The organism is Bacteroides sp. MSK.20.82, assembly GCF_019052485.1.
Taxonomy (GTDB): Bacteria; Bacteroidota; Bacteroidia; order Bacteroidales; family Bacteroidaceae; genus Bacteroides; species Bacteroides thetaiotaomicron.
Genome location: NZ_JAHQUN010000004.1, coordinates 302762 through 316171 on the forward strand (window position 1 = coordinate 302762; position 13410 = coordinate 316171).

Consider the following 13410-nt stretch of genomic DNA (forward strand, 5'->3'; position numbering starts at 1 on the left):
TTATGCCGTTACACTTGCCACTACACTACCGTCAAACAGATGTACGGTACGATGTGCGAAACTCGCATCGTGCTGTGAGTGCGTTACCATGATAATGGTGGTTCCCTCCTTGTTCAGTTCTGTCAGCAGGTTCATTACTTCCGCGCCATTCTTGGAGTCCAGATTACCGGTAGGCTCATCGGCAAGGATAAGCTTTGGATTAGTCACTACCGCACGGGCAATTGCCACACGTTGTTGCTGACCGCCGGAAAGTTGTTGCGGGAAGTGTTTGGCACGGTGGCTGATATTCATCCTTTTCAAGATGTCTTCTACCATGCGGCGGCGTTCGGAAGATTTGATACCAAGATAGGTCAGCGGAAGTTCTACATTCTCAAAGACATTCAGTTCGTCTATCAGGTTAAAACTCTGAAATACAAAGCCCAGTTTGCCTTTGCGGACGCCGGTACGTTCCTTTTCTTTCAGTCCGGCAACTTCTTCTCCCAATAATCGGTAAGAACCTTCGGTTGGGTTATCCAATAAACCAAGAATATTCAGTAAGGTGGACTTGCCACAGCCCGAAGGTCCCATAATGGCAACAAACTCTCCTTCCTTTACTTCAAGGTTCACGTGATTTAATGCGACTGTCTCTACTTCGGTAGTACGGAATACTTTACTAATGTTTTCAATCTGTATCATCTTGTTCATTTATTATGTTGTTATACTTTTTATTTCTTCTTTATTCGCTCTTTATACTATTGACCGGGTTTTCATTGGCAATCTTCCATGATTTCCAAAGTACACATGCTACAATGACTGCCAGATTTGCAATTGCTATCAGAAGATAGGCAGCCCAACTGAGCGGAACATGTTCGGCAAACAAATCCATCCACATACCATTGACGTACCATGCTGCTACCACTCCGATTAAAACTGCAACAACGGCTACATAAAGCACATCTTTCACCAGCAGTTCCAAGATTCCGGTTGCTTCAGAACCATTCACCTTGTGTATGGCTATCTCCTTGGAACGACGGCGGACCTCATCCGTAGTGTAGCCTATCAATCCCATCAACATCACAAAAAACATTGTTATTGCCGCCAGCATCGTAGCATTACTGAAAACACGAACAGAGTTATAATTCTCTTTGATCATCTGTTGCATCGACCGAAATTCGATAGTCTTATCAGGAAATGCACTCTCCATCTCCTTATTCAGTTTGAGAAGATTCTCGGCAAAAGGTTCTTTCAACCGGACATGGATACAATCACCAAACCTCTTGGTGTGCATAAGCAGCAACGGTTGTTGCGGGCTGGTAAAACTTCCGATGCGATAATCTTTCATCACGCCCACTACCTTACATACGTATCCCGAATTATAAACTGTACGATTCAGTATATTGTTTCCCCAATGCATCCACTCGGCAAAAGTCTCATTGACGACTGTCTCATCGTCACCACGGGGCATACGTCCCTCCTTCAGAACCATCCCCATCATCTTCGGATAATCATCCGGAACACTGCAGTAACGGGATGAAAATAGTGACTGTCCGCTTTCATCATTAATAATCGTTCCACTATATCCGTAGACAGGATGATAAGTGGCACTGGACACGGATTCCACATAAGGCATATTCCGGAAAACATTCAAGGCATAATTTCCTTTTTCTTCCTCACCGAAGCTGGCATTGGCCACCACTACACGCTTTGGATTATAACCCAAATCTTTATTCAAGATATAATAATATTGCATCATCACCACATACATCAGTCCGCAAATAAATGCTACACCGGCAAACTGGATAAACAGCAACGGTCGTTTCCAGCCCTTTTTACCTTCCGTGTATCGGCGGAATACCTGAGTAACGGGTATCCTTGCAAACAGTCGTCCCGGCAATACCCCACCCACAACGAAAAGTACAGCCACCGTTAATAAAGGTACCCAAATACGATCCAAGCTGAACAAAGCGCTTAACTTGACAGCTGCCGTATCTTCAAAGAAATCCTGAAAATTCAATAAGATCAATCCCATCAGGATCAGGGCAAACAGAATGATAATCGCTGTTTCCCAAAGAAACATACTCAATATGGTCATGTTTCCTGCCCCATTGCATTTATGCACACCGACCGCTTTCGCCCGATAGGAAAGTGATGAAACAGAAATCAACACATAATTCAATGAAGCGATGAAAAGAATAGTAATACCCAGAATAGTCATGATGTTCCGCATCCGCCTTACATCTTTATTGTCACGGTATACATCACGGATGGGCTTTACAAAAGCGGTATATCCAACCACTTTTTGATCTTCCGCAGGACGATACTTCTGTATCATTGCGTCTATCCGGGCATTCACTACCGACTTATCGGCTCCGGGACGAAAACGGATGAACGCCAGCCAGCTGTCGCCGCCTCTCCATGAGTAATTTCCCCATTTACGGCTCCATATCGACGGCAGAGAAATCACCGCTTCAGGCCTTACCGTCGCATTCTCCGGTATATCAGCATAGGTGCCTTTTACCGTAAGTTCTATCTCTTTACTGTATGAGATAACCTTGCCTATCGGATTCTCTGTGTCGAACATCTTTCGTGCCAAACGGTCACTCAGGTAAACTACATCTTTTTGGGCTAAATCTTTCACCGGAGTTCCGCTTAAGACCTCGATTCCCATCGTCTGGAAAAAGAGGGAATCTGCCGCCAGCTTTCTGACTTCAAAACGGACACTACCATGATAGAGAGGATCATTCACCCAAAGGCAGTAACTGGTAGCCGCCTCCACTTCTTTGGGAAAGTTTTCAAGAATTGCACCCGCTACCGGTCCGCAATTTTGATCTTGCGGTTCGAGTTGTTCGCCATTCATCGTAAAGATGGAAAAGACTTGATATAAGTTTTCATAATCCTTAAAGCATTTATCAAAGCTCTGCTCAAAAGCCACGCGAGCAAATAATAAAATACTCATTGTCAGCCCAAGCCCTAAAGAAATGACCTTGACAACATTGGAACTACGCCCCCGCAGCAAAGTTCGAATGACATAATAGATTTGTCTCATGATTATATAATATATTCCTGTTTTTTTATGATGCAGTGCAGATAACGTGCCACAATAGTGAGAATACTCATTCTCAATCATTTATAGTTATCTGTCCTATCATCTACTGTCTAATAATTAGACACATGCGTCTAATTATTAGACAAAGACAATCGTATTTCCTTTCTCAGTGGAAAGTATGCATTAATGCCTATTTATTGTTCCATTTTTCTTATTTCGCCCAAGCAATCGCCCATATCTCAACTGAAAACTCTATCTTCGCATCAAGTTTTCAATTAAATAAATTATTCTATTTATGGTAAACAAGAATTTATACACTCTCCTGGTCTGCCTGCTTCTGGCCGGATGCGATCTGATAGACTACCACCCCTACGATGTACGTATCAGTGGAGAGACAGACGTAAATGCTCATAACATTGAACAAATAGAAGCTAAGTGCAAAGGAAAGACAACCATCCGTTTTATCACGATGGGCGATTCGCAGCGATGGTATGATGAGACAGAAGACTTTGTAAAAGAGGTCAATAAGAGAGATGATATCGATTTCGTCATTCACGGAGGAGATATGAGTGACTTCGGGCTGACCAAAGAGTTTCTTTGGCAGCGGGACATCATGAACGGACTGAAAGTGCCTTATGTCGTCCTTATCGGGAATCATGACTGCCTGGGTACCGGAGCAGAAACTTATCAGGCTGTTTTCGGACCTACCAACTTCTCATTCATTGCGGGCAATGTGAAATTCGTCTGCCTTAATACCAATGCGCTGGAATATGATTATTCGGAGCCTATTCCCAATTTCGGTTTTATGGAACAGGAACTGACGGACAGGGCGGATGAGTTTGAAAAAACCGTAGTCAGCATGCATGCACATCCTTTTGCAGATGTGTTCAATGATAATGTGGCGAAGCCGTTCCAGTACTACATCACCCAATATCCGGAACTACAGTTCTGCACGGCCGCCCATAATCACGGATTCGATGACAGAATCCTTTTTGATGACGATGTGCATTATATTGTCAGCGACTGCATGAAAAGTCGCAGTTATCTGGTATTTACTATAACCCCGGAAAAATACGAATATGAACTGGTTGAATACTAAATATATGATCCGCGCAGGAGTACTGACTATGCTTCTACTCTTCCCCAGCCTGCTTTCGGCTACTTGCAAGCCAGATACAATTATCAGGAACTATAAACCCGACTCGCTGAAACTGGCAATTAAGGCAGATTCTATCATAGCCTTTCATGAGGGTGATTCTGCATTCACAATAGTCAAAGCAGACACAGTACTTCCTTATATTGCCGAACCGGTTCTTCGCACCGGCTACGACAGACGTGTACATCGCTTCCGCAAAAACTGGGAACGCATCATTCCGACCCACTCTAAAATACAATATGCCGGAAATATGGGATTACTCTCCTTCGGTACCGGATGGGATTACGGAAAACGAAATCAGTGGGAAACTGACCTGTTGCTCGGATTTATCCCGAAGTATTCGTCCAAGAAGGCAAAAGTGACCATGACACTGAAACAGAACTATATGCCCTGGAGCATCAACCTGGGGAAAGGATTCTCTACCGAGCCGCTTTCCTGCGGACTATATCTGAATACCGTATTCGGCAATCAGTTCTGGGTCAGCGAACCGGAACGTTATCCGAAAGGATACTATGGTTTTTCAAGCAAGGTGCGTATCCATGTTTTCATGGGACAACGGCTGACCTATGATATTGACCCTAACCGCCGATTTCTGGCAAAGTCCGTGACTTTCTTCTACGAGATAAGTACATGCGATCTTTATCTGATCAGTGGTGTAACAAATAGCTACCTCCGTCCCCGTGATTATCTGAGTTTATCATTCGGATTAAAGTTCCAATGGCTATAAATTCAAATCCGAATTTTGAATTATGAATTACTTTTTCGTAAGTTTGTAGCGTACAAACCAATTCGGACATGAGTAAATCAGGAACCATCATCATTGTAGACGATAATAAAGGGGTGCTGACAGCGGTACAAATCCTTTTAAAAAACTACTTTTCGAAAGTCGTCACACTGTCGTCACCGGTCACACTGACCACTGCGATACGAGAGGAAACACCGGAAGTGGTACTATTAGATATGAATTTCACTTCGGGCATCAATACCGGCAATGAAGGATTGTTCTGGCTGCACGAAATAAAGAAAGTACGACGGGAGCTTCCTGTCGTACTTTTTACTGCTTATGCGGATATTGATCTCGCTATCCGGGGAATCAAAGAAGGTGCTTCGGACTTTATCGTCAAGCCCTGGAATAATCAGAAACTGGTAGAAACACTACAGGCTGCCGCCTCATCCGCACAGCAAGGACGTAAGACAGGAAACAAAAAGGAACCGGTCAACACTCCGGCACTCTATTGGGGAGAAAGCAAGTCTATGCAACAACTCCGAACACTGATCGAAAAGGTAGCCTCCACAGACGCCAATATCCTGATTACCGGTGAAAACGGAACAGGAAAAGAAATGCTTGCCCGTGAAATTCACGCTCTTTCCAACCGCAGGCAACAGGAAATGATTGCTGTGGACATGGGAGCAATCACCGAATCTTTATTTGAAAGCGAACTCTTCGGGCATGTGAAAGGCTCTTTTACCGATGCGCATACCGACCGGACAGGAAAGTTTGAGGCTGCCGATCACAGCACATTGTTTCTGGATGAAATAGGAAACCTCCCCTATCACCTGCAAGCCAAACTATTGACGGCTATCCAACGAAGAAGTATCGTGCGAGTGGGAAGTAACACTCCGATTCCTATTGACATCCGTCTGATATGCGCCACCAACCGGAATTTGCAGGAAATGGTAGACCGGGAAGAGTTTCGGGAAGACTTACTCTACCGTATCAACACCATTCATATAGAAATCCCTCCTTTGAGAGAACGGAAAGAAGATATTGTCCCTCTTGCCGAAAGATTTATCATCCGCTTCTGCAAGCAATATGATAAGGAACCGATGAAATTCAGTCCGGCAGCAAAGGAAAAGCTTACCGCGCATCCCTGGTACGGCAATATCCGCGAATTGGAGCACGCAATCGAAAAGGTGGTCATCATTAACGACGGGTTGCAAATCCCTGCGGAATTGTTCCAGTTATCCTCCCGAAAGACAGAAACTTCCGAGAAGAATATTTCCACCTTGGAAGAGATGGAAGTACAAATGATACGGAAAGCGCTGGATGCCTGTGCAGGAAATCTTTCGGCAGTAGCTGCGCAACTGGGAATTACCCGACAGACTCTCTATAACAAGATGAAAAAATTCGGATTATGAACCGGATTCTACAACAAGTAGCCAACCAATATTGGTTCAGGGTATCACTGACGGTCATTTGCTGTCTGGCGACTATCTGTTTGGGCGTGCATCAGTCTTATGTCTGGTTCAGCGTCAGTGCCTGTCTGCTGATCTTAAGTATCATCTGGCAAGTCCGGCTTTATCGCCTGCACATCAAGCAGGTGCTCTTCATGATCGATGCGTTGGAGAATAATGACAGTGCCTTCCGTTTCCCCGAAGAGTCCGGTACTCCCGAGAGTAAACAGATCAATCGGGCACTCAATCGGGTGGGCCACATTTTATATAATGTAAAAGCGGAGACTGCCCAACAGGAAAAGTACTACGAACTGATTCTTGACTTTGTCAGCACGGGACTGCTGGTGCTCAATGATAACGGAGCGGTCTATCAGAAAAACAAAGAAGCACTCCGGCTTTTGGGACTGAATGTATTCACCCATGTCCGCCAATTGAGTAAAGTAGATGCTACGCTGATGGAGAAGATAGAAAATTGTTGTTCTGGAGATAAGCTGCAAGTGGTGTTTCACAATGAACGGGGAACGGTCAATCTGTCCATTCGCGTGTCAGAAATCAACGTACACAAAGAACATTTGCGCATCCTTGCACTGAATGATATTAATATTGAGCTGGACGAAAAGGAAATAGATTCATGGATTCGCCTGACCCGAGTACTGACTCATGAGATCATGAACTCCGTGACTCCCATCACTTCGCTCAGCGATACGCTTCTCTCGATGGTGGAGGACAAGGATGAAGAGATCAGTCACGGACTGCAAACCATCAGTACCACGGGAAAAGGACTGCTTGCTTTCGTGGAGTCTTACCGCAAATTCACACGGATACCGACTCCGGAACCTTCATTGTTTTACTTGAAAGCATTCATCGAACGAATGGTGGAACTTGCTCGCCATCAGAATCCTTGTGACCACATCACGTTCCATACAAAGATCGATCCTGCCGACCTGATCCTGCATGCAGATGAGAATCTGATTTCGCAAGTAGTCATTAATCTTCTGAAAAATGCGATTCAGGCAATCGGTGATCAGCCGGACGGACAAATCGACATTCTGGTTTATTGCAACGAAACGGAAGAGGTGCTGATTGAGATAAAGAATAACGGTCCCGTCATTCCACCGGAAATAGCGGAGCATATTTTTATCCCTTTCTTCACTACCAAAGAAGGAGGCAGCGGAATCGGCCTAAGTATTTCGCGTCAAATCATGCGGCTTTCGGGTGGAAGCCTCACGCTGTTACCGGACCATAAGGAAACGAAATTCATATTAAAATTCAAATAACAGACCAGCCTATGACACCTGCACTCACCAATAACCCATTATTCCGGGGGATTACTCCGGAGAAGTTATCCGCCAATCTGGAAGAGATCAGTTTCCACACCCGATCTTATAGAAAAGGAGAAATACTGGCACGACAGGGAGATGTGTGCAACCGTCTCGTGATACTGACCAAAGGAAGTGTCCGTGGCGAAATGATTGACTATTCCGGAAGACTCATCAAAGTAGAAGACATTGCCGCACCAAGGGCCCTTGCCCCTCTTTTCCTTTTCGGAGAAGAGAATCGCTTTCCGGTAGAAGTGACCGCCAACGAACCGACGGAAGTAATCGAAATCCCCAAAGCCAGCGTACTGGAGCTTTTTCGTAGGAACGAGCAGTTTTTGGAGAATTATATGAATCTATCCGCCAATTATGCCCGTACCCTATCGGATAAGCTTTTCTTTATGTCCTTCAAGACTATCCGGCAAAAGATAGCATCTTATCTGCTACGGTTATGCAAACAGCAGCAACAGCTACAGATCACCCTCGACCGCTCGCAACAGGAACTGAGCGATTACTTTGGTGTCTCCCGTCCTTCTTTGGCACGTGAACTGTCGCACATGCAGGAAGACGGTATGATCATAGCCGACCGGAAACAGATTACCATTTTACAGAAAGAATGGCTGATCCGGCTGATTCAATGACCAAGAGTTCACTCCGGTTTCATTATAGCTAATCTTGTTTTCATTATAGTTAATCGGAATATGATTATAGCTAATTTTATTTAGCTCATAGCATCCGATTTTTTTTCGCCCAATGTAACATTGGTTACAAACTTACCTCAAACTTTCCCCCTACTTTTGCGTTCATAATCAAATAAGACTAATTAAAACGTAAAAGTTATGAGTATGTTCTGTTATCAATGTCAAGAGACCGCAATGGGTACAGGCTGTACCTTAAAAGGAGTATGCGGAAAAACATCCGAAGTGGCTAACCTGCAAGACCTGCTGCTCTTTGTAGTACGAGGAATCGCCGTGTACAACGAACATCTGCGCCGGGAAGGACATCCTTCTGAAGAAGCAGACAAATTTATCTACGATGCCCTGTTCATCACCATCACTAACGCCAATTTTGACAAAGCGGCCATCATCAGAAAAATAAAAGAAGGATTACAACTGAAAAACGAACTCGCCAGCAAAGTAACCATTGCAAATGCTCCCGACGAATGTCTTTGGGATGGGAATGAAGATGAGTTTGAAGAAAAAGCCAGGACAGTAGGAGTACTTCGCACACCCGACGAAGATATCCGTTCGCTGAAAGAACTGGTACACTACGGACTGAAAGGTATGGCGGCTTACGTTGAGCATGCGCATAACCTTGGATACCAGTCGCCGGAAATCTTCGCCTTTATGCAAAGTGCACTGGCCGAGCTCACCCGCAATGATATTACGATGGAAGAATTGGTTCAGCTTACTCTGGCAACAGGCAAGCACGGAGTTTCCGCCATGGCACAACTGGATGCCGCCAATACAAACAGCTACGGAAATCCGGAAATATCGGAAGTGAATCTAGGTGTCCGCAATAATCCCGGTATCCTTATCAGCGGCCATGATCTGAAAGACCTCGAAGAATTGCTGGAACAGACCGAAGGAACAGGTATAGACATTTACACTCACAGTGAAATGCTCCCCGCACATTATTACCCCCAACTGAAAAAATACAAGCATCTGGCAGGAAACTATGGAAATGCCTGGTGGAAACAGAAAGAAGAGTTTGAAAGTTTCAACGGACCGATCCTATTTACCAGCAACTGCATCGTTCCTCCGCGTGCCAACGCTTCTTACAAAGACCGTATCTACATCACCGGAGCCTGCGGACTGGAGGGAGCACACTACATCCCCGAACGCAAAGACGGAAAACCGAAAGATTTCTCCGCACTGATTGCACATGCCAAGCAATGTCAACCGCCGACGGCCATCGAAAGCGGAACGTTGATCGGAGGTTTTGCCCATGCACAGGTAGTGGCTTTGGCGGATAAGGTAGTAGAAGCCGTGAAAAGCGGAGCGATCCGCAAGTTCTTCGTTATGGCAGGATGTGACGGACGTATGAAAAGTCGTGAATATTATACCGAATTTGCCGAGAAACTTCCGAAAGATACAGTCATACTGACTGCCGGTTGCGCTAAATACAGATACAACAAACTGGCTTTAGGGGACATTAACGGCATTCCCCGCGTATTGGATGCAGGGCAATGTAACGACAGTTACTCACTGGCTGTCATCGCACTGAAACTGAAAGAAGTATTCGAATTGGACGACGTCAACAAACTTCCTATCGTATATAACATCGCATGGTACGAACAGAAAGCGGTGATCGTATTGCTGGCATTGCTGGCACTGGGAGTGAAGAATATTCATCTGGGACCTACTCTTCCGGCCTTCCTTTCACCAAACGTAAAAAACGTATTGATCGAACAATTCGGAATCGGTGGCATCAGTACCGCAGACGAAGATATTATGAAGTTCTTGTCATAAACACAAGACGTATATACATTCTAAGCCTTAACTATTAAATATAAAAAGGAGGGGTGTCAACAGTAACTAAACTGGGGCTGATTAAAAGTCGGTCCTAGTTTAGTTACTATTAACCTTGACACAGTCCTGACCATTTCAAGAACAGAGTCAATCGTCCTTCGGTAATATCAAATTAAGAAGTACTCCGACCAAAGCAGCCAGTCCGATGCCGGATAATGAAAAGTCTCCCCACGTGAGAACAGCTCCGCCAATGCCGACAGTCAATGTCAGAGAGACAATGATGATGTTTCTTGTACGGCTCAGATCAATACAGTTATTCACCAGATTACCTATTCCGGCACAAGCGATGGTTCCGAACAGCAAAAGCATAATTCCCCCCAATACCGCACTCGGAATGGATTTCAACAACGCACTGATTTTACCGACAACGGAGAATAAGATAGCGGATATGGCAGCAATCCGGATGACTTGCGGATTGGTGATTTTCGTTAATGACATCGCACCCGTCACCTCCGAATAAGTCGTCACCGGAGGACCGCCGACCAATCCGGCAAAGCAGCAAGCCAGCCCATCGCCCAACAACGTACGATGCAGACCGGGATCTTTCACGAAGTCTTTTCCTGTAACTGTATTGACTACGTATACATCTCCGATATGCTCTATCACCGGAGCAATAGCTACCGGAATCATAAACAGTATCGGCTCCCATGAGAACTTGGGAAACACGAACTGCGGCAGCCCGATCCATGCCGCATCCCTCACACCGGACAAATCCAGATCATAGAAAAGCCATGCCGCCAGATAACCGACAATGATACCGCAAAAGATAGGAATCAACTTCAAAAGTCCTTTCGCTTTCATCGAGACAACGACTGCCGTAACCAGCGACAACAAGGCCAGCACCCAGTTCTCCTTCGCCATATTTACTCCTGTCCCCGCGAGTGACAAACCGATCAGAATAATAACCGGCCCAATAACCACCGGAGGAAACAGACGTTCAATCACCCTCACCCCTTGCCATTTGACCAACGCGCTCATTACAAAATAAACCAATGCGACGCCCACCATTCCGGACAGAGTGCCCGCTAATCCGTAAAGTTCTGTCGCTTTTATTATCGGAGCAATAAACGCAAAACTACTTCCTAAAAAGATAGGCACTTTCCCCCGGGTAACCGCATGAAAAATGAGTGTACCAATGCCGGCTGTGAACAAGGCGGTGGAAGGGTCAAGCCCCACTAAAAGCGGCACGAGTACCGTAGCTCCGAAAGCTACAAACAAGAATTGTACTCCTACCACTCCTTTCCGTAAAGGAGTAAGATTGTTTGAATCCATAAGTATGATGTAGATTAATTGAGTGCAAAATTAATCTTTTTAGACAATTTAACTACCTTTTTTCACAAAAATACATCCAAAAAGACTCTTTATTTGTTTTAAATAATGTGTAACTTCGCACGGTGAGACCTATTACGACACATTTAATAACTTAATAATATATTGCCTATGATATTTACAGCAGAAAACACCCTACTAATTGGTTCTATCTTACTTTTCGTAAGCATCGTTGTCGGAAAAACAGGATATCGCTTCGGAGTGCCCACCTTATTACTGTTCCTCGTAGTAGGAATGTTGTTCGGAAGTGACGGACTCGGACTCCAGTTTCATGACGCAAAAGATGCGCAATTCATCGGTATGGTTGCTTTAAGCATCATCCTGTTTTCGGGAGGTATGGATACGAAATTCAGAGAAATCAAACCCATTTTAGGTCCAGGTATCGTGCTTTCTACCGTCGGAGTTCTACTAACCGCTCTTTTCACCGGATTATTTATCTGGTGGCTGTCCGGAATGAGCTGGACGAATATCTATCTGCCTATCACCACGTCATTGCTACTGGCATCTACCATGTCCTCTACGGACTCGGCTTCGGTGTTCGCCATCCTACGTTCGCAGAAGATGAATCTGAAACACAACCTCCGCCCCATGCTGGAGCTGGAAAGTGGAAGTAACGACCCGATGGCATACATGCTCACCATTGTCCTGATACAGTTTATCCAATCGGCAGGTATGGGAGTCGGGGCTATCGCCGCTTCTTTCATCATTCAGTTTATAGTCGGCGCGGCTGCCGGATACGTGCTCGGAAAACTGGCTATCCGTATGCTGAACAAGCTCAACATCGACAATCAGGCGTTGTATCCTATCTTGTTGCTGGCGTTTGTTTTCTTCACCTTCTCTATCACTGATTTACTGAAAGGAAATGGTTACCTTGCCGTATATATCGCAGGTATCATGGTAGGAAACAACAAGATCATGCACCGCAAAGACATTTATACGTTCATGGACGGACTTACCTGGTTGTTCCAGATCATCATGTTCCTCTGCCTCGGACTTCTCGTTAATCCTCATGAAATGCTGGAAGTTGCAGCAGTAGCACTATTGATCGGTGTCTTCATGATTGTGATCGGTCGCCCGTTAAGTGTGTTCCTCTGTTTGCTTCCGTTCCGGAAGATTACAATGAAATCGCGGCTGTTCGTCTCCTGGGTAGGATTGCGTGGAGCAGTTCCCATTATCTTCGCCACTTATCCGGTGGTTGCAGGAGTCGAAGGATCGAATATTATCTTTAATGTCGTATTCTTCATCACAATCGTTTCACTGGTAGTGCAGGGAACAACGGTTTCTTTCGTTGCCCGCCTGTTACATCTGTCCAAACCGCTGGAAAAGACGGGGAATGATTTCGGAGTGGAACTTCCGGAAGAGATTGATACAGACCTCAAAGATATGACTATCACACAGGAAATGCTGGAAGAGGCAGATACGCTGAAAGATATGAATCTCCCCAAAGGCACGCTGGTAATGATTGTGAAACGTGGGGATGAGTTCCTGATACCGAACGGAACGCTGAAACTGCATGTGAACGATAAATTGCTGCTCATCTCCGAAAAGCCCAAAGAGGACGAGGAAGCCAACAGCGAATCCTGATGTTTATAGGGACTGACTAAAAAGTCAATAGTATCTCCAATTCCCCTCCTTTCGGAAAGGAGAGGTGGCTGAAAGCCGGGGTGGTAGGTAAAATAAGGTTTATTCCTATTCTATTGTAAACAACAGAGTTATGTGTTCACCTACCACCTCCCCCTACGGGGACTCCTCCTTCCCGAAGGAGGAGAGTTAAGATACTACCGACTTTTTAGTCAGCCCCATTTAAAGGTACTACTGACTTTTTAGTCAGCTTTCCTCCCCCGTTAATTAACCGTAAAACTTAATTGTAAACTTCGG

General features: G+C 45.1%; 10 protein-coding genes. 7 read left to right on the plus strand and 3 right to left on the minus strand.

Going from position 1 to position 13410, the window contains the following annotated elements; translation table 11 throughout:
- Positions 1-675, minus strand: a complete 675-nt coding sequence (locus tag KTR07_RS07095; protein WP_008761370.1) for an ABC transporter ATP-binding protein — start codon at positions 673-675, stop codon at positions 1-3.
- 40 nt (positions 676-715) lie between these two features.
- Entirely contained in the window at positions 716-3025 is a 2310-nt protein-coding gene (locus KTR07_RS07100) for an ABC transporter permease (protein ID WP_032840892.1), read from the minus strand.
- A 295-nt stretch (positions 3026-3320) separates the two neighbouring features.
- On the opposite strand from KTR07_RS07100, the gene KTR07_RS07105 reads away from it, so the two are divergent.
- The 6 genes from KTR07_RS07105 to hcp all read left to right on the plus strand — a co-directional run bounded on the left by KTR07_RS07105 (position 3321) and on the right by hcp (position 10143).
- Positions 3321-4124 (plus strand): metallophosphoesterase, encoded by an 804-nt coding sequence (locus tag KTR07_RS07105; RefSeq protein ID WP_008765571.1) that lies wholly within the window; start codon positions 3321-3323, stop codon positions 4122-4124.
- Positions 4105-4908: a hypothetical protein gene (locus KTR07_RS07110; RefSeq protein WP_008761367.1), complete on the plus strand. Its 804-nt coding sequence runs from the start codon at positions 4105-4107 to the stop codon at positions 4906-4908. The genes KTR07_RS07105 and KTR07_RS07110 overlap by 20 nt, the downstream gene beginning before the upstream one ends.
- 68 nt (positions 4909-4976) lie before the next feature.
- Positions 4977-6320: a sigma-54 dependent transcriptional regulator gene (locus tag KTR07_RS07115; protein WP_008765570.1), complete on the plus strand. Its 1344-nt coding sequence runs from the start codon at positions 4977-4979 to the stop codon at positions 6318-6320.
- Positions 6317-7633, plus strand: a complete 1317-nt coding sequence (locus tag KTR07_RS07120; protein WP_008765569.1) for a PAS domain-containing sensor histidine kinase — start codon at positions 6317-6319, stop codon at positions 7631-7633. The genes KTR07_RS07115 and KTR07_RS07120 overlap by 4 nt, the downstream gene beginning before the upstream one ends.
- 11 nt (positions 7634-7644) lie before the next feature.
- On the plus strand, positions 7645-8313 hold the full coding sequence (locus KTR07_RS07125) for a Crp/Fnr family transcriptional regulator (protein WP_117980047.1): 669 nt from the start codon (positions 7645-7647) through the stop codon (positions 8311-8313).
- Positions 8314-8511: 198 nt separating this feature from the next.
- Positions 8512-10143 carry a hydroxylamine reductase gene (hcp, locus tag KTR07_RS07130; RefSeq protein WP_055229780.1) on the plus strand — a complete coding sequence of 544 codons (1632 nt, stop codon included), beginning with the start codon at positions 8512-8514 and terminating at the stop codon, positions 10141-10143.
- Positions 10144-10290: 147 nt separating this feature from the next.
- On the opposite strand, the gene KTR07_RS07135 is transcribed toward hcp, so the two are convergent.
- On the minus strand, positions 10291-11475 hold the full coding sequence (locus KTR07_RS07135; protein WP_008765567.1) for a uracil-xanthine permease family protein: 1185 nt from the start codon (positions 11473-11475) through the stop codon (positions 10291-10293).
- Between the two features lie 168 nt (positions 11476-11643).
- Here KTR07_RS07135 and KTR07_RS07140 point away from each other — a divergent pair, with 168 nt between their 5' ends.
- Positions 11644-13116, plus strand: a complete 1473-nt coding sequence (locus KTR07_RS07140) for a potassium/proton antiporter (RefSeq protein ID WP_008761361.1) — start codon at positions 11644-11646, stop codon at positions 13114-13116.
- The last annotated feature ends 294 nt before the right edge of the window (positions 13117-13410 follow it).

Bases quoted from the DNA above. Each gene is read 5' to 3' on its own strand.
- KTR07_RS07135 (WP_008765567.1), bottom strand. From the start codon at position 11,475: ATGGATTCAAACAATCTTACTCCTTTACGGAAAGGAGTGGTAGGAGTA.
- KTR07_RS07140 (WP_008761361.1), top strand. From the start codon at position 11,644: ATGATATTTACAGCAGAAAACACCCTACTAATTGGTTCTATCTTACTT.
- KTR07_RS07120 (WP_008765569.1), top strand. From the start codon at position 6,317: ATGAACCGGATTCTACAACAAGTAGCCAACCAATATTGGTTCAGGGTA.
- KTR07_RS07110 (WP_008761367.1), top strand. From the start codon at position 4,105: ATGAACTGGTTGAATACTAAATATATGATCCGCGCAGGAGTACTGACT.
- KTR07_RS07095 (WP_008761370.1), bottom strand. From the start codon at position 675: ATGATACAGATTGAAAACATTAGTAAAGTATTCCGTACTACCGAAGTA.
- KTR07_RS07125 (WP_117980047.1), top strand. From the start codon at position 7,645: ATGACACCTGCACTCACCAATAACCCATTATTCCGGGGGATTACTCCG.
- KTR07_RS07115 (WP_008765570.1), top strand. From the start codon at position 4,977: ATGAGTAAATCAGGAACCATCATCATTGTAGACGATAATAAAGGGGTG.
- KTR07_RS07100 (WP_032840892.1), bottom strand. From the start codon at position 3,025: ATGAGACAAATCTATTATGTCATTCGAACTTTGCTGCGGGGGCGTAGT.
- KTR07_RS07105 (WP_008765571.1), top strand. From the start codon at position 3,321: ATGGTAAACAAGAATTTATACACTCTCCTGGTCTGCCTGCTTCTGGCC.
- hcp (WP_055229780.1), top strand. From the start codon at position 8,512: ATGAGTATGTTCTGTTATCAATGTCAAGAGACCGCAATGGGTACAGGC.